Below are 17,647 nucleotides of genomic sequence, written 5' to 3'. Positions count from 1 at the left end.
TAGTAATTAAGCGCCTAGTATGCTCTTGCGTCTTTCAAAAAAGGGTTAAAACTCGACATGAATCTTGTAATCATCAACCCTACGTATCAATCTGTAAATCGTACTTGCAATCGTTCAACTCATTGGTTAAGATAATTATATTCTGAAGTGTTGGCTAGTAGATGTTTATTCCCTGAGCCGATAATGCTTTACCAGGATGTGGTACCTATCATCTCATTGTGTATGCCTGCACCGCTTGCGGTGTATCAGGAAACCTGCAGAGATGATGACGCATCCGCCCTGAACTTCACGGTTCATGGGTCACCATCTTACAGCGGCACTTCGGTTGTTTCATTCGGTTATTGACCGTTTTATTCATAACAAATGAGTTTACGATAATACGGTTACAACCAACAAAAAGCCCCTTTTGTCATCGACGAAAGGGGCTTTTTTTATGACTTTTTCTGTATTCCTAGTCTATAGACGATACACTATTCATCATTGGCTGATTTTGTGATTTTTTTCACATCTTTAGGAATATTTTTTGCTGTGCCGTCCACAGTCGTGTGCTGTTTGAACACATCGCCGAACGGGTTTTGTTGTTGCTGACCAAATGGGTTTTGACCGTTCGTGCCGCCTGCTCCGCCGAATGGATTTTGACCACCCATACCACCAAACGGATTTTGACCGCCGCCCATTTGGCCACCCATCTGCTTTGCCATCATTTCCATCATTTTTTGCTGATTGTTCATGACATAGTTATTGGCAAAGTCTTTAAGTTTTTTCTGTACTGGTGGCAATACGACCAATAATGCGAGCAAATCACTGAGCACCCCTGGTATGAGCAGTAAAACACCCGCTGCTGCCATCGCGACACTTTTAATCATGGTCGACTCTTGCGGACGCATCGACGGATTCGTCATTCCACCAGCTTTCATTTGCTGTGCCATTGGATTCAGTGCTGCCATTCCTTTACGCAACAGTGAGATACCGATGACGGCGGCAATGATAAACCACATAAACACCCACCAACCACTCATAAACTGAGCAAGCAAATACCAAAGCAGCATCTCGATAATAAACCAAACGATGGCAATACCAACTATCTGACCCATAAAGTGTCGTCCTATAAAATAAAAACCAATAAATTGAGCGCCATGCAAATTAAGATGGCTAACATATGATGTATATGGGGATTGATTGCTATACTATCAAACTTACGGCTAATTTTTAAGCCATATAGTCGGTACAATATAATTTGGATACAAGGACGGTAAGTAAAAGTGCTACGAGAGTAGGCTGAGCGAGTCTGACACCCTATCCGATTTATATAGGATTGAATATAAAATAAAATGTAAGCAAGACGGGATATTATGGCCATTATTATCGGGATTGATCCAGGCTCACGCATGACGGGTTATGGGATTGTTCAACAAACCGGCGACAAACTGACTTATATCGATGCAGGTACTATTCGTACGGATACCAAAGAGATGCCTGAACGACTTAAGCGTATTTTTAATGGTCTGACACGAATCACCCAGCATCATTTAAAATATGCAGACGAGCCTATCTATACAGCTATTGAGCAGGTGTTTATGGCTGAAAATCCAGACTCTGCGCTTAAGCTTGGTCAGGCACGAGGTGCGGCGATTGCTGCCATGGTAGCACTGGACCTAGAAGTATCAGAATATACTGCCCGCCAAATAAAGCAAGCTGTCTGCGGCTATGGTGCTGCAGCAAAAGAGCAGGTGCAAGAGATGGTCTGCCGTATCTTGTCTCTCGATGTGGTACCACAACAGGATGCTGCTGATGGACTCGCCTGCGCCATCTGTCATGCTCACTCAAGCCATTCAATGAACAAACTGATATTGAATAGCGCTATGCGTGGACGCGGTGCTTCTAAAAAGAAAGGCCGTTGGCGCTTAACGGAAGAAGACTTAGGCAATTTGCGTTAAATACAGAGTCTGTTATACAACCATAAAAAAACACGCTTCATATGGACGCGTGTTTTTTGAATCATTGACTCCATATATTCATAACGATAATGAATGAATCTATTCTACTACTGAACTTTCAATGACTGCATCCAATACATAAGCATATTCTTCATCTGATGTGTTGGAAGTATCATCCTCTGCCGTATCGCTGCCGTCTAATCGATAGCGCTGTAGACGTAATACTTCTTCATGCTGGCCATCATGCTGATAACCATCGATTTCACCAATAAATACGCGCCATTTACCTTCATTGATTTTAATACCTTGACTGTTATAAGTAACGGGCTTCACTCGTAAACACATCTGTGGGTTATTATCAGCACACGGTACCATGTCTGCACTTACTGCCCAAAATACAGCCTCGCCCTTACTACTATATCTGGCTTGTGGGGTCAGCTTTCCTTGCCAAACTAAAGTAGCGGCATCACTAATAGTCTGTGTCAATATTGGTATATCACTTTTGAGACTGTCAACGCTAGCATTGTTAGCCATCGCCAATACCAGTTCGCTATCACCTTGCATCAACGTACTTAAGTTGTCTTCAGCCTTATTAAGATCGCCACAGGACATTTTAGTGCTCATGCTATCTTCAACGGTTAAAGCAGAACCTTGTAACTGATAAGCCGCACTTATGGTGTTGCAACCAACACTATAATTTAAGGTATTTTGACCTTGATACTGGTTGAGTGACAGGCGCACTTGGTCTGTGATTTGCATTAACATATCTAGTGGCTGATCATGACTGTCCGTTGCAGATATCAGTGTCCAACGATAACGTGAGAGATTGCTAATCATTACATCTTCAACACTCATCTTATCGGCTATCACCTCGCTGGCCATCGCATCGGTATTAATAGCATCGGTATTAATAGCATCTTGATTAACAGTATCACTATCAACAGCTGTATCACCTACTTCACTAGCAGCTACATCTGTATCATCTGGCCCCTCATTTTCGTCAGAAGGTCCATGGCAAGCACTTAATGCCAAACTGATGGCTAGCATACTTAGTAGCAATACCGAACGAGGTAGCGACCCCAAACGAACAGGCTGTTTCTTAACAAACGATGTCATAACAATCATACCTTTTGGCCATTCACATGCATCGTGATTATCCTTTTTGCAGAACTAAGCTTTAAACCATCAACTCTTTGAGGCTAAATTACGAATTTTAGGGTCAGATGGCGAACCGTATCTAACACAAAAAGCGTAATGATTTCACCACTATAGCGCTGATGACTATAGCGGTTGTAACAAAGTGTTTAATTTTATGTAGTCATAGTAATACCATTCACAAAAATTAGAGTAGCAAGGAAAACAGGTGCAAGTACTACGCATTGTAGACTAAACGAGTTTGACGCAGCTAATCGTACTTCTTGGGTTTGGTATAACTACTGTTTTACGGGTTATTCTTACTTGCCATACATCCATAAAAATAGTCTTAGGCAATTGACATTACTATCAACTACCTAAGACCGCTGATTATAAATGATTTTTAATTCTTAGTGTTTGTTTCAGTCTTCTTTATGAGTAGGCTTGGCTTTTGCCATGTTTTTGATACTAAAACGCTCATTCATCATGTGATAAAAACGGGCAAGATTTTCACCTTGCTCATTAGGATCAACTTTGAGCACTTTACCAAAATCTAGACCTAAATAGAGCACGATATCTGCAAAACTCAATTGCTCACCGACCAAATACTCACGGCCTTCTAGTATGTTTTCAAAATAAGCGAGTGTTTTGACCCCTCGTGCGATAGATGGGGCAACAAACTCTGGTACTTGTTCAACACGTTGGGCTTTCGCGGGATTACTGTGCTGGAATGCCAACATGAAGTTATATAAAACTTCAAACTCTGCGATGCGGCGCATAGAACAAACTTGTGCACGTTGTATGACATCATTACCCATCACAGAGCGCTCACCATAGACGCGGTCGAGGTATTCGCACACGGCCTGTGAATCATTAAGTATCGTACCATCACCCAACTTGAGCACTGGCACAGTACGCATCGGATTCATTGCAGTGAACTCATCTGAATTCTGCTCATTAGCAGCAAAGTCAATATCAATAACATCAATATCGTCCATGTCATCAACATCGATGCCTTTAGATGCTAATAAGATAAGTGCTTTGCGTGGATTCGGTGCAGTACGGGTGACGTATAGTTTTTTCATGGCAAACTCCTTAAACTATGGATTGAAAAGCGAATGAATGCGGTTGGTTTTTATAGTAGATAACGCTCATTAAAAATATATCATTCAAAGACGATATTACCTAGACATAATATATGGTTCTTTTTCCATCATATAGTCAGCGAACTGCTAAACCCAACGCTGCTTGTTATATGAGTAGCAAAAAGCCCCATAACGTTACGTTACAGGGCTTAATGTTTATCACTATAGGGCAAGTTCGTTCAACTTACTTATTTGGTGCAGGTGTAGTGCGTAGATATGGCTTCACCTCTGTATAACCTTTAGGGTATTTGGCAGCAATGTCTTCGTTTTTCACACTTGGTGGAATAATCACATCATCACCGTCTTTCCAGTCTACTGGCGTCGCGATACTATATTCGTCAGACAGTTGCAGAGCATCGATAACGCGAAGAATTTCATCAAAGTTACGACCACAGCTTGCAGGATACGTTAAGGTTAGACGAATTTTTTTGTTTGGATCAATAATAAATACGCTACGTACAGTGTGAGTGCTATCGGCATTTGGATGCATCATGTCATACAATTCAGCGACTTCTTTATTTGGGTCAGCGATGATTGGGAAATTCATCTCTGTCCCTTGGATCTCACCGATATCACTCGCCCATGCTTTGTGGTCTTCTAAGCTATCGACAGAGATACAAATCGGCTTGACATTGCGCTTTTGGAACTCGCCATTAAGGGCAGCGGCGCGACCAAGCTCAGTGGTACATACTGGGGTAAAATCAGCTGGATGCGAAAAAAACACCACCCAATGATCGCCTGCCCACTCGTGGAAATTGATGTCACCCTCTGTGGTTGTAGCGTCAAAATTTGGTGCGGTATCGCCTAAACGTAAATGTGCCATGCTCTATTCCTTAGCTATGTTGATGAACGCTTATATCGACACGTCGGCCTCGCGCTCTATTATTATCATCGACGTGCTCCGTGATCAAATATAACACAGAGCGCCTCAGTAAAAACTGACTTTATCTTAACAAACTGGTTATGAATGTCTTGTGACGGATTGTAATGCGCTTATTCTATTTGGCAATAAATAAACCCATACATTTCTAGAGGGTCAACTAGATGACCATCCCTGCATCCCACAAGAAAAATTCACCAAACTTGCCCTTTTTGCTAGTACCACCAGCTGCTCGTCCAGCATCAGTCAATACTAGCTCACCATCTTGCGCTTCTAAATAACCGGCTGCCAACAACTTATCATTTAACGCCTGAGTTTTAAACCCCAGTTCTTTAGCAAGCTTGGCAGTCGTCAATCTAGAGTAATTCGGCGTCGCCGCTTCTGTGGTAGGTTTTGCCGTTGTATTAGCGTTAGTATTCACTGTCGTATGACTAGACGCGGATTTTTTATCAGTGCTAGCATCCGTTCCAGATTCAATTTCAGTTACTTTTTCAAGCGACATTCTCACTTCGTCACTGATTCGGATGATGCGCTGAGCTTCTTCATAAGTGTCGGCATAAAGCTTACTGTCTTCATTACGATAAATCAGCACGCCCATTTCATTATTATTGACTTGGCTAAACTCATACAGATTCAAACTGGTAATGATGCACTCATTTTCATTCGGATAGCATTTCGCATGCAAATTTTTGCAAAAACTGGTACGAATAAAGGTTAAGTTTTTGAGCCAATTTATTTCTTCAGGGTGTAGATCATTTTTACCATAGACAATTCGAATGTCGATTTTCAGACGGTTACGGTCTTCTAATAACTCTTTAATACGCTCATTAAGCTTGAGATACGGACTAATAATAATTAGGACCTGTTGAACATTAAAATGTGGTGCTGGCAGTTACTATTTTTTAGACAATATGCAGTGAAATTTTTGATGCCTAGTCATTCTAGGTTAAACAATTTCGCCATAGATTGGCAAAAAAGAGTACTGCCCTGAAAGGCTGATGCTAAAATCACTCCAAACGTTGTTGCAAGCCTAGCTAAGGTCTCGACATTATCGTCGGCTTGCGCCTAGTTTGGTGCAATTTTAACAATCAGCAGCCCTAATATTTGAATGTTCAACAGACCCTTATCTCTCAGAGGCATTTTTAATCAACTCTTCTAAATGATAAGTCGTACCACTACTGTTCAAAAACTTTGCCATTTTCATTTCCTCAAATATTACGATACTCAACTTTACAGATGCACAAAAAAGCCCATCCCTAGCGTACTAGAAATGGGCTGGATTGCAAACTACTATTATTCAGTATTGTCTCAAAACAAACGTTGTTTGCATTGCTCGTTATGTATTAAGCAGGTTTATAGCTATCACGTAAGCTAACGATTTGGTTAAAGACTGGTTTATCCGTGCTGTGGTCTTCGCTATCAGAGATAAAGTAACCTTCACGCTCAAACTGAAAACGCGTGCCAGCATCAGCATTGGCAAGTGATGGCTCAACCACAGCATTGAGTTCAGTCAACGAGTTAGGATTCAATACTTGATGGACGTCAGCAACGCTGCTTGGGTCTTCAACACTAAATAGCTGCTCATACATACGCACGGTTGCTGGAACGCCTTGACTGGCCGATACCCAGTGAATGACACCCTTAACCTTACGGCCTTCGGGATTTTGACCCAAAGTAGTCGGATCAATGGTGGCTTTTAGTTCGACCACATTGCCCGCTTCATCCGTAATATGCTCAGTCACTGCCAACACATAGGTATTACGCAAGCGGATTTCTGGCTTTTCTGGTGACAAACGCTTATAACCTGCTGGCGGCTCAATCTCGTAATCGCCTTGATCGATATATATCGTCTCAGTGAATGGGATTTCACGCTCACCCATATCGACATTGGGATGGTTCGGCTGAGTCAACCATAAAGTTTGTGCGGCATCATCAAAACGCGCGTTGACGCTATCGGCTTTTAGAGAGTCCCAGCTGCTGACCGCTTCTGCAAAGTTAGTGATGGTCACTTTTAATGGCTTGAGTACTGCCATACCACGGGCAGTCGTCGTCTCTAACGACTGACGAATACTAAATTCTAATAAGCGAAAATCAACCACGCTATCTACTTTCGTCACGCCCACACGTTCACAGAAGTCACGTAAACCCTCTGGCGTATAACCACGGCGACGCATACCAGCGACCGTCGGCATACGTGGATCATCCCAACCACTAACGATGCTTTCATCAACCAACTGCTTAAGTTTGCGTTTACTGGTCAACGTATGGTCCACATTCAAGCGGCTGAACTCGTACTGGTGCGGCGGCGTGGCAAAGCCAACTTTTTCGATGACCCAATCATAGAACGGGCGATGGTCTTCAAACTCTAGTGTACATAGTGAGTGAGTAATCCCTTCGAGCGCATCAGAGAGCGGATGGGCAAAATCGTACATAGGATAGATGCACCATTTATCCCCTGTTTGGTGATGCGCTTGATGCATGACGCGGTAGATGACAGGGTCACGCATGTTCATGTTTGGGCTTGCCATATCAATCTTGGCACGTAAAACGGCTTTGCCTTCAGTATACTTGCCGTCTTTCATATCATTGAATAGTGCTAGGTTTTCTTCAACACTGGCGTCACGCTGTGGAGACGGCGTGCCTGCCTCATTGAATGAGCCACGGTTTTCTTTCATCTGTTCAGGCGATTGCAAGTCAACATATGCATCACCTTGTTCAATCAACTGTACTGCCCATGCATGCAACTGATCAAAGTAACCTGACGCATGGTGCGCTTCACCTGACCACTCAAATCCTAGCCACTTCACATCGTTTTCGATATTGTCGATGAAATCTTGCTTTTCTGCCGTTGGATTGGTGTCATCAAAACGCAGGTTACACACACCGTCGAACTCTTTGGCCACACCAAAGTTTAAACAAATAGATTTTACATGACCCAAATGCAGATAGCCGTTTGGCTCAGGCGGAAAACGCGTCACAATCTGTTGCTGTTTTTGCGCTTTGATATCGTCACGAATAATATTACGAATAAAGTCGTTTTTGTGTTCGTCTTTTTGTGCATTATTGCTTGAGTTCTCACTCATCGGGTATTGCTCCTAACGCAAATTGTCAGTTCATGATGCATGCCATCACACATCATGGAAAATTCAAACCAAACTATTAAAAACAGGTTATCAAAAATGATAATAAAAAGTTAAAGTTGCGTTATTCTATCAGCTTTTGCGAACGCATTAACAGCCTGATACATGACACAGACTAAAAAAGCCGTTAGACTACCCATGACTTTTTATTAACCAGCTTTTTACCCACCACTTGACAGCGTCATTTAAGGCGCTGCGACCAAAGAGGAATACCCCATGGTAGACATGCCACCAGTAGTAGAACTAGACACCAGTATGGGTGCGATCGTTATCGAACTCAATGAAGAAAAAGCACCAAAAACCGTAGAAAACTTTTTGAACTATGTAAAATCGGGTCAGTATGACGGTACTATTTTTCATCGCATCATTGATGGTTTTATGATTCAAGGCGGCGGAATGGACGCTGAAATGAACGAAAAGCCAACCAATGCTCCAGTTGAAAACGAAGCAGACAACGGTCTAAAGAATGATAAAGGTACGATTGCGATGGCGCGTACGCAAGATCCGCATTCAGCAACTAGCCAGTTTTTCGTAAACGTAAAAGACAACGATTTCCTAAACCACACTGGCAAAAACATGCAAGGTTGGGGCTATACTGTATTTGGTAAAGTCACAAGCGGCATGGATGTTATTGAAAAAATGAAAAGCGTTCCTACTGGTCGTTTCGGCATGCATGCTGATGTACCAAAAGAGCCAGTCGTTATCAACTCAGCGACCATCATTACTCAGTAATTGTTTCTCATTAGCAGGCTAAGTAGTCATATTTACTCAATAAGCACTTATTAGAATAACTTTTTAAGAAAGCATTCTGATAAGTCACGAGGATAAAGATAAATGCAAAATTTTAATCATTTAATCACGACCCGCCCTCATGAGGTGCGGCAAGTTTTGATTAGCGATTTGCATTTATCGCCTGAAGAGCCTGCCTTAGTGCAGGCTTTTTTGGCGCTGCTTGATGATTGCCTTGCCTTACCTGCTCTCAAACGCCTGTTTATCTTGGGTGATTGGTTCGAAGTATGGCTGGGTGATGATGTTTATTTGTCTTTGTTGGAGGATGAACGCCAGACCCATTGGCTCACCCCGCTTATCGTGAAGTTAAAAGCACTGCGAGTGGCTGGCTGTGAGATTTTGGTAATGCATGGCAATCGTGATTTTCTCTTAGATCAACCATTCTGTAATTTATTCGGTGGTGAGCTTATTTATGAGCCATACACCCTAAACGTCGGACAGCAAAATTACCGATTAGAGCATGGCGATGCGCTCTGTACCGATGATAAAAAGTATCAGTTCTTTCGAAAAGTAATGCGCAACCGTTTAACCCAGTGGTATTTACTCAATAAATCACTAGAAAAACGCTTGGCAATTGCAGATAAAATGCGACAGAAGAGTCAAAGAAATAACGCCAATAAAGCCACTCATATCATGGATGTCAATTCAGACGCGGTCAGTACAGTGATGGCTGATAGTGATGCCCTACTACATGGACACACGCATCGCCCAGATATTCATCAAACTGCCAATGATAAAATGCGTTATGTCTTAGGTGACTGGCGACTACTAGATAAAGAAACACGCCAGCCGAAAGTCAGTGCCGTTATTGGTGCAGTGACAAGCACCGAATATACAAATGACAGCTTTAGTAATAATGATACTGAGTTTGGATTGTTTGAGTTTAGATATTCAGTGTAGAGTGAAACCCGTGCACCACTGAAAATTAGACTCTATAAAATCGGTGCGTAAGGCGTAGCCTATAACTCTATTTAAAAAAATTTAAAATCAGTCAACGATTTGACCTTGTCGATTAACTCTCAATTCTTCGCCGTTTAATTTGACTATACCCACGCCCATTGAGAATATATCTGCATAATCATATTTAAAAGGTATAACAACGTTACCTTCTGTATTAACATACCCCCATTTACCGTCTTTCTTAACAGGCGCTAGACCTTTAGAGAAGGCCCAAGCACTATCATATATGAGGGGTATAACAACTTGACCCATAGTATTTATAAAGCCAGCCTTTCCATCTATTTCGATACCTGCTAAACCTTCATTAAAGACATAAGCCCAATCATATTGTAATTCAATAACTGTCTGACCTGTATCATCTATATAGCCATGCTTATTATTCTTACTAACAGGTACAAGACCTCCTGCGAAGTAACCAGCGTGCTCGTACTGGAATGGGACAAATACTTCTCCATTAGTATCAATAAAACCCCATTTATCATCCTTCTTAACGCCAGTTATATCTTCTTCAAAGCTCCAAGTATCTTGATACTTTAGTTCAACAACTTCCTGACCAGAATTGTTAATAAAGCCCCATTTATGATTCTTCTGAACAGCTATCAAACCTCTTTTAAAACCTCCGATACCGATTAGGTCATATTGTAATGGTACGACCTCTTTGCCATCAGTATTAATGAAACCATACTTATCATTTCGTTCTACAGCGGCTAAATCCTCTGAAAAATTACCAACGAAGCTATACCGAGAAGTAGAAAGAATCTTATTTCTGATATTATCTAGCTCGGTCTTATCTTTACTGGTTCCAACAATATTGATACTACTATTTTCTTGCGTAGTAGTATCAAGGTTATCTCTTAATAAATCGCTACTACTGTAAGAAAGCTCTGGAGATAATATACTTGAAATAATAGCTATTTTTATCAATATAGATTTAACGTCCATCAGCTTCTCATAATTATTAATAGCTACTAAGTAAGCTTTTACTCTAAACGGGACAGATTAGATGTAACCTACAAAAGCTAGCAAACTTTCTACTTCTAATCCATCAATTTAAAGAAATGCTGACGATAGTGCTTTAGCTCACGGATAGAGTCACGGATATCATCTAGAGCTAAATGACTGCCGCCTTTTTCAAAGTTTCTTAAGATATCAGGTCGCCAGCGGAAGCAAAGCTCTTTGATAGATGACACATCGAGGTTACGATAATGAAAGAAGCGCTCAAGCTCTGGCATTTGGCGTGCCATAAAGCGACGGTCTTGACAGATTGAGTTGCCACACATTGGAGACTTGCCACTATCGACCCATTTATTTAAAAACTTAATGGTCTCAGCTTCAGCTTCTGCCAATGTCACCGTACTTCGACGCACACGGTCGACCAATCCTGACTGGCCATGCTGCTTAGTATTCCAATCATCCATCTTATTTAAGACTTGATCAGATACCTTAATGGCAAACACAGGGCCTTCTGCCAATACATTCAAATCTTCGTCAGTGACGACAGTGGCAATCTCGATAATCTCGTCATTGACGGTATCAAGACCTGTCATTTCTAGGTCAATCCATACCAGCCCTTTTTTGCCTTGGTTTCTGATTTTGATTTTATTGGGATGGTCATCGGTACTCATATTTTGTCCTATGGTCAATAAAGCTTGGAACAACTTTGGGGCAATGTGAACTAAATAAACCACCTATAAATGGTCATGCTCAAATGATATTATATTGCGCTGACGGATTCATAACGTCTCAAAAACTTAAAACATTACAAAACCACCGTCTGGTATAGGCGCTTTAGGCTGTATGTTAGCAAATTTTCACGCTACACTTAGCAATATTTTTTTAATAGGTTCAAACCCATGGCATTAATCCGGCAACGCAAACTGACCAAACAGCAGATTCGTCGCATCGACAAGCAGCAATTGTTAAGTCAAGACAGCATCGATGACAGTTTGATGGATGGCGTGGTCATGGCGCATTACGGTAAGCAACTAGAGGTGCAAGTCACCAGCTTGCCTGCTGTGATACCTGAGCAGCCAGAGATTGGGCCTGATGATCCTGAGCCATTTTGGCAAACGCTTGAGTTGGGTGATATTTGGCGTTGTCATGTACGTACCAATTTGCCGATGCTAGCCGCTGGTGACCAAGTGCGCTGGAACGCCGACTCCAATACTGGATTTGGCCGTATCGAGTCCGTCAAACCACGCACCTCGCTGGTCTCTCGACCTGACCGCTATCATAAGCTTAAACCTGTCGCTGCCAACGTTGATATTTTGGCCATTGTCTTTGCACCACTGCCTGCTGCTGCACCCACACTGATTGATCGCTATCTAGTGGTTTGTCATCTTGCTGACGTAAAGCCATTATTGGTGCTGAATAAAGCCGATTTACTGGCGCAAGAAAACGGCGTCGATACCAATGAGCTATTGGCACAATATGCAGCACTTGGGTATGAAAGCGTCTTAACCTCAGTAGATTGTCCTGAAAACGTCGCTGACAGTAATGAGCAAGAAGGACTGGACGAGCTAAAACGCTACATAGACAAAAAACTGGTTATCTTTGCGGGACAGTCTGGTGTTGGTAAAAGCAGTTTAATCAATGCGCTACTGCCAGAATCGGGTCAAGTGGTAAACATCATCTCTGAAAACTCGAAGCTCGGTCAGCATACGACCACCACCAGCCGCTTATTACCGTTTAACCCAGACGACTTGACCCAAGGTGGCATCGTTGATACGCCTGGTATCCGTGAATATGGTATTTGGCATTTGAGTCCAGATGATATCATCTCGGGCTTTGTTGAGCTTGCACCACTAGCAGGCTACTGTCAGTTCCGTGACTGTCGTCATACTCACAACAGCAAAGGTTGTGCATTATGGCAAGCCGTGGCCGATGGTGAGGTGTTACAGCGCCGTGTCGAAAACCTCGTGACCCTTAGAGAAGAGGCCGATACTAAACCTTATTAATCGTGGCCTTACTAATCGTTCATCACTAGGTTGACCATCGCACGTTTACTATGGATGGTCTAATCGGTATAATAGCGCCTTGTTCAATATCGTTGGGCTGGCTTCTCGGCTTAATAGAACACTTATTTTTTGGAGGTATGGTTTGGATCGTGCGCTGGATTTTGTGGGCAACCACCCGTTTTTATTTGGTATATTGGCCGTACTTGCCATACTGTTTTTTGCTATTGAAAACAAACGTAGCGGCAGAAAAATATCGCCTAATACCCTTGGTATGATGGTTAACTCGCAAAGTGCGCAGCTGATCGATATTCGTGCCAAAAAGAAGTTTGAGTCAGGTTATATCCAAGGTAGCCGCAACATACCTTTCACTGATCTCAAAGACCGTATAGAAGAAATTCGTGCCATTGAGCAACCAGTCATTATTATATGTGACATGGGTGTGCAAGCAGGCGCTGCGATTCAGATGATCGGTAAAGATGACGTCTACCGTTTAGAAGGTGGTGTTGGTGGCTGGCAAGGCGCTGGCATGCCATTGGTTGGTGTAAAAGATGTCAAGCCGAAGAACAAAGGTAAAGCCAAGCCGAGTTTGCATAAGTAGTAAAGTTTATGACTATTTAGTTAGAAAAATGCTCAGCGAGCAACAATTAACATCTAATTGATATGCTCAAAAAAAGACACCTTATTGATAGGTGTCTTTTTGTTTGTGATATTTATGCTACCCTCAGCGCTTTTATGCTCCAGCATCTTGAATTTGATATGCTCATCCCCACTTTAATAATGAGCATCGCCAAATATATTTTTAATATCAATTTATGTACTGGTATCGGATTACAATAAAACGTTTACCTTCTAAACCAATAAATAAGGATTCATCATGACCGTATCTGTTAAAGTCTACACGACCCCTATCTGTCCATACTGTTCAAACGCCAAACAACTGCTAAAAACAAAGGGCGTTGCTTATGAAGAGATTGGCATGCATGACATCAGTAGCGAAGAGCGCCAAGCATTGATGAAAAAAACCAATAACTATCGTACTGTGCCACAAATATTCGTTGGTGATACCTTTGTCGGTGGTTTCGACGAGCTCAATCAGATGAACCAACAAGGCAAACTTGACGAGCTATTAGCGGGTTAATCTGCTGCCTGTTTTTGAACCCACCTCAGCTTATACAAAGATAGAGAGAAAGAGGTAGGTTCAAGACTAGCAATAAAAAGTATTGATAAAAATGTCGAGATTCAGTCTCGATTTATATTACAATGAACTTTGATTAAAATGACCATTTTCCCAATTATTTGATTCAATTTTAGAGGAATTACCATGGCTGACGAACAAGCACAACCACAATTGGCACTAGAACGCATCTATGTAAAAGACATGTCACTTGAAGTGCCAGGCGCTGGTGTATTCACCAAAGAGTGGAACCCAGAGCTTGATATTAACCTATCTAGCAATGCTGAAAAGCTTGATGATGATCATTATCAAATCATTTTGACCGTGAGCGTTACGGCTAAAAATGCTGATGAAGCAGCCTTTATCGCTGAAGTTCATCAAGCGGGTATTTTCTTATTAAAAGACATTCCAGAAGACCAAATCGGTCAAATCTTGGGTGCATATTGCCCTAACGTGCTATTCCCATACGCTCGTGAAGTCATCAGTGACATCGTGACACGTGGTAGTTTCCCACAATTGCTACTAGCACCTGTAAACTTTGATCAAGCTTATGCACAAAGCCAGCAGCAAGCACAAGTTGGTGCTGAAGGTAATGCCTAAGCTTTAATCAGAAATATGCGAGCTTTATCAGTCACATATTTTGATAAAAAGGCCGTTTACTTATGATGAGTGAACGGTTTTTTTGTGGGTTCTTTTTAATTCTAAATAAACAGGCCATTACGAAAAATAGATTCGTGAGATATAAAACCATCAGATACAAGATCATTAGCCATAAAAAAACCCTGCTATTAAACAGGGTCTTTAATGACTATATCAGTTAGCTAAAATTGATAATTAGCCTTTTAGTGCAGACAAAATTTGTTGCTTCACATCATCGATACCTTGAGTACCATCAAACTTATCATACTTAGGTGCATCAGCACCTTTGCTAGCTTTGTCTTGATAAAAACCAACAAGTGCAGATGTTTGCTCATGATAAGTCGCTAGGCGATCGCGAATCGTAGATTCTTTATCATCTTCACGCTGGATTAACGCTTCGCCAGTCACATCATCAAGACCGTCTTGCTTAGGTGGATTGTGATGGACGTGATAAACGCGACCTGAGCCTGGATGCTGGCGGCGACCAGACAGACGGTTGACGATTTCATCATCAGGAACGCTGATTTCAACCACATGGTTGATCGCAACGTCAGCATCTGCAAGCGCTTGAGCTTGTGGAATCGTACGTGGGAAACCATCAAAGATACAACCGTTGACACAATCAGGCTTAGCGATACGTTCTTTCACTAGGTTAATGATAAGGTCATCAGAAACCAAGCCACCCGCATTCATGATGTCTTTGGCTTTTTTGCCAAGTTCGCTACCCTCTTTGATTGCTGCACGCAGCATATCGCCAGTTGAGATTTGCGGGATATCATATTCTTTCGAAATGAACTGGGCTTGGGTACCTTTACCGGCGCCTGGTGGACCTAGCAAAATAATACGCATCATTACACGTTTCTCCTTAATAAATAGGATTTTGGGACTAATACAACGTTGGGATTGGTTGTTTGCAAGGCTACCTTACCTTGTGGCCCTGCAAAGCTCAAGTATTTTAATTATTTGGGGTGATAAGTTGCGATGACTTACCTGTTCATATAACGCTGTTGTGCGCTGCTGTGTTGGACAACAGCGCTTGTGTCATAGGGGCTGACAGCAACAGATAGTCAACTAAGGGATTTGCTGATTGATGTCTACGTTGACCTCAGTTTGTTCAGGGCCAATCACGACTGGATTGCCTGACAAGTCACCTGACTCAGCACTAGCAGTACCGCTATGACTGATGCGTGCGATGACCGCTAACTGAACCTTCTCGTCTCGAGCAGACTTCAAAGTACGTTCAGGCATCATAGCATCCAAATCACTTAGGCTAATATTGGCTTCACCTTGTTTAATGACGCTAATTGGTAACCGCTTGGCTGCAAATGGTGGACCACCTTTCACATCACGTATCGCCACAAACAGTACATCGTCAGCCTTAACCAACGGCAATAGACTTGCATTCACTTTCACGGTGACTTCGACGCCTTCAGATGCTTGCTGCTTCTGAGCACTCACACTGGCACTTAACTCATCCAAACTCGATAGCGCTTGGGTATGGTCGCCAGGCTTGGCAGAAATACTCTCGCGTAGACGTCTAATCCAGCCTTGTGCTTGATCAAAATTACTACTGCGTGCCTCACCCATTGCCATGAGCATTTGCGCGCCTTCATGCGCAGGATTTTTAGCCAATACGCCCTCTAACACTCGACGAGTATTAGAATCTAACTGGCCTTTATTAGCAAAAAAGCTAATCTGTGCGTAGGTAGTCGCGATTTCTTCATTGTCTGGTGTTAAACGATAAGCACGTGACAAAGCCTCTAGTGCCGAATCGGTCGCTTCTAATGATAAGAAAAGCTCCGATAGGCGCATCCAGCGATTAGGGTCATCGGCATGGCGATAGACATTGGTCTGCATAGCACTAATCAGCTGCTGACCATCTTCGATTGCCCAAGCTGGTGGCTGATCAATCTTACCAGTCAGTAAGTCATCAGCGACTTGGCTGACCTTGTCTTCGGCTGCCCACAGCTCAAACACAGGGGTACGGTCACCGACCATAACATACGCCAAAGCCGACAATACAGGAACCCAAACGATAATAATCAGGCGACTCTTAACGCCAGGCGTGACCATCGGTGTGACTTCACGCTGAGCATCTAACAGCTGACGCTCAAGCTCAAGCTTTTGATTCTCATAGTGAGTGTCGTCAATAGTGCCACTGTCTTTATCGGTTTTTAATTCTGCTAAACGCTCGCGGAACACCGCAACGTTGATATCTAATAGCTGATTGTCTACTTGTTTTTCTTGTGAACGAGGCGATCTTAACCACGGTATGATAGTAATAACAGCAAGTATTAAGGCTGTAAGTAAGCTTAGAGCAATAAATAAGCCCACAGTAGAGAATATGGTCATTTTTTGTCCTCGAGACTTGTGATGTCATGATCTTTCTTATCATCGCTCTCAGCACGTGATAACAAGCGATCAAGTTCAGCTTTTTCGGCAGAAGATAGCGCCGTAGCAGTATTATTTACTGTCATCCCACTCTCCCCGCTAGCCACAAGCTGACGTCGTTTGCTTTGCCAAAACCAACCTGCAACCAAAATGATGAGCAATAATGGCGGAAAAAACCATAAAATCCACGTTGATGGACGTACAGGCGGCTTGTAACTAATAAAGTCGCCATAACGCTCCTGCATATAAGCGCGAATTTCACCATCACTACGACCATCTTTTATCAGATCATACGTTTTTTGCTTTAAGTCTTGAGCGATTGGTGCATCAGAGCCTGCTAAGTTTTGGTTTTGACATTTGGGGCACCGAAACTCTTCAATGAGACCACGATACTGAGCTTCTTGCTGCGGAGAATCAAAGTCATAGACCTCAATTGCAGCATAACTGCTCATACTTAAGAGACAAGCAATGATAAAGCCTGCTAACTGTAGCGTCGCCTTC

At 42.5% G+C, this 17,647-nt stretch carries 18 protein-coding genes and 1 other RNA gene; 8 read left to right on the top strand and 11 right to left on the bottom strand.

Annotated features, from left to right (window positions below; all coding sequences use genetic code 11):
- Positions 1-136 precede the first annotated feature (136 nt).
- Positions 137-332: non-coding RNA, 6S RNA (gene ssrS / locus ACZW67_RS03200), on the top strand.
- A 138-nt stretch (positions 333-470) separates the two neighbouring features.
- On the opposite strand, the gene ACZW67_RS03195 is transcribed toward ssrS, so the two are convergent.
- Entirely contained in the window at positions 471-1,094 is a 624-nt protein-coding gene (locus ACZW67_RS03195) for an FxsA family protein (RefSeq protein ID WP_197099972.1), read from the bottom strand.
- A gap of 258 nt (positions 1,095-1,352) precedes the next feature.
- On the opposite strand from ACZW67_RS03195, the gene ruvC reads away from it, so the two are divergent.
- Positions 1,353-1,937, top strand: a complete 585-nt coding sequence (gene ruvC, locus ACZW67_RS03190; RefSeq protein ID WP_045446965.1) for a crossover junction endodeoxyribonuclease RuvC — start codon at positions 1,353-1,355, stop codon at positions 1,935-1,937.
- Positions 1,938-2,036: 99 nt separating this feature from the next.
- Here the strand turns inward: ruvC and ACZW67_RS03185 are convergent, their stop codons facing one another.
- From ACZW67_RS03185 to ACZW67_RS03165, 5 genes are all read right to left on the bottom strand, one after another.
- The gene (locus ACZW67_RS03185; protein WP_465182126.1) at positions 2,037-3,053 is read right to left on the bottom strand and encodes an META domain-containing protein; all 1,017 of its coding nucleotides are present in this window, start codon (positions 3,051-3,053) and stop codon (positions 2,037-2,039) included.
- A 440-nt stretch (positions 3,054-3,493) separates the two neighbouring features.
- Complete coding sequence (locus ACZW67_RS03180) at positions 3,494-4,156, bottom strand: glutathione S-transferase family protein (protein ID WP_465182125.1); 663 nt, start codon at positions 4,154-4,156, stop codon at positions 3,494-3,496.
- A gap of 244 nt (positions 4,157-4,400) precedes the next feature.
- On the bottom strand, positions 4,401-5,039 hold the full coding sequence (locus ACZW67_RS03175) for a peroxiredoxin (protein WP_465182124.1): 639 nt from the start codon (positions 5,037-5,039) through the stop codon (positions 4,401-4,403).
- A gap of 217 nt (positions 5,040-5,256) precedes the next feature.
- Positions 5,257-5,988: a phospholipase D family protein gene (locus ACZW67_RS03170; RefSeq protein WP_465182144.1), complete on the bottom strand. Its 732-nt coding sequence runs from the start codon at positions 5,986-5,988 to the stop codon at positions 5,257-5,259.
- Between the two features lie 451 nt (positions 5,989-6,439).
- Complete coding sequence (locus ACZW67_RS03165; protein ID WP_465182123.1) at positions 6,440-8,179, bottom strand: glutamine--tRNA ligase/YqeY domain fusion protein; 1,740 nt, start codon at positions 8,177-8,179, stop codon at positions 6,440-6,442.
- Between the two features lie 273 nt (positions 8,180-8,452).
- Here ACZW67_RS03165 and ACZW67_RS03160 point away from each other — a divergent pair, with 273 nt between their 5' ends.
- Both ACZW67_RS03160 and ACZW67_RS03155 read left to right on the top strand, forming a co-directional pair.
- Positions 8,453-8,968 (top strand): peptidylprolyl isomerase, encoded by a 516-nt coding sequence (locus tag ACZW67_RS03160; protein WP_110922612.1) that lies wholly within the window; start codon positions 8,453-8,455, stop codon positions 8,966-8,968.
- A 102-nt stretch (positions 8,969-9,070) separates the two neighbouring features.
- The gene (locus tag ACZW67_RS03155) at positions 9,071-9,925 is read left to right on the top strand and encodes a UDP-2,3-diacylglucosamine diphosphatase (RefSeq protein ID WP_465182122.1); all 855 of its coding nucleotides are present in this window, start codon (positions 9,071-9,073) and stop codon (positions 9,923-9,925) included.
- 87 nt (positions 9,926-10,012) lie between these two features.
- On the opposite strand, the gene ACZW67_RS03150 is transcribed toward ACZW67_RS03155, so the two are convergent.
- Both ACZW67_RS03150 and orn read right to left on the bottom strand, forming a co-directional pair.
- The gene (locus ACZW67_RS03150; RefSeq protein WP_465182121.1) at positions 10,013-10,927 is read right to left on the bottom strand and encodes a WG repeat-containing protein; all 915 of its coding nucleotides are present in this window, start codon (positions 10,925-10,927) and stop codon (positions 10,013-10,015) included.
- Positions 10,928-11,022: 95 nt separating this feature from the next.
- Positions 11,023-11,610, bottom strand: coding sequence for an oligoribonuclease (orn, locus tag ACZW67_RS03145; RefSeq protein ID WP_201550260.1), 588 nt, complete (start codon positions 11,608-11,610; stop codon positions 11,023-11,025).
- Positions 11,611-11,838: 228 nt separating this feature from the next.
- On the opposite strand from orn, the gene rsgA reads away from it, so the two are divergent.
- From rsgA to secB, 4 genes are all read left to right on the top strand, one after another.
- Entirely contained in the window at positions 11,839-12,942 is a 1,104-nt protein-coding gene (rsgA, locus tag ACZW67_RS03140; RefSeq protein ID WP_465182120.1) for a ribosome small subunit-dependent GTPase A, read from the top strand.
- 142 nt (positions 12,943-13,084) lie between these two features.
- Positions 13,085-13,540: a rhodanese-like domain-containing protein gene (locus ACZW67_RS03135; protein WP_465182119.1), complete on the top strand. Its 456-nt coding sequence runs from the start codon at positions 13,085-13,087 to the stop codon at positions 13,538-13,540.
- A 276-nt stretch (positions 13,541-13,816) separates the two neighbouring features.
- A complete protein-coding gene (gene grxC, locus ACZW67_RS03130) occupies positions 13,817-14,080 on the top strand; it encodes a glutaredoxin 3 (RefSeq protein ID WP_110922607.1) in 264 nt (87 codons plus the stop codon).
- Between the two features lie 183 nt (positions 14,081-14,263).
- The gene (gene secB, locus ACZW67_RS03125; protein WP_110922606.1) at positions 14,264-14,716 is read left to right on the top strand and encodes a protein-export chaperone SecB; all 453 of its coding nucleotides are present in this window, start codon (positions 14,264-14,266) and stop codon (positions 14,714-14,716) included.
- Between the two features lie 234 nt (positions 14,717-14,950).
- Here the strand turns inward: secB and adk are convergent, their stop codons facing one another.
- The 3 genes from adk to ACZW67_RS03110 form a co-directional block, all read right to left on the bottom strand.
- A complete protein-coding gene (gene adk, locus ACZW67_RS03120) occupies positions 14,951-15,607 on the bottom strand; it encodes an adenylate kinase (protein WP_110922605.1) in 657 nt (218 codons plus the stop codon).
- Positions 15,608-15,826: 219 nt separating this feature from the next.
- Entirely contained in the window at positions 15,827-17,107 is a 1,281-nt protein-coding gene (gene ccmI, locus ACZW67_RS03115) for a c-type cytochrome biogenesis protein CcmI (protein ID WP_465182118.1), read from the bottom strand.
- Positions 17,104-17,598 (bottom strand): cytochrome c-type biogenesis protein, encoded by a 495-nt coding sequence (locus ACZW67_RS03110; protein WP_465182143.1) that lies wholly within the window; start codon positions 17,596-17,598, stop codon positions 17,104-17,106. Before ACZW67_RS03110 ends, ccmI begins: the two co-directional genes overlap by 4 nt.
- Positions 17,599-17,647: the final 49 nt, after the last annotated feature.

The sequence above is a fragment of the Psychrobacter sp. TPE 89C genome (assembly GCF_055522395.1).
This window is presented reverse-complemented; position numbering and strand designations above follow the sequence as displayed.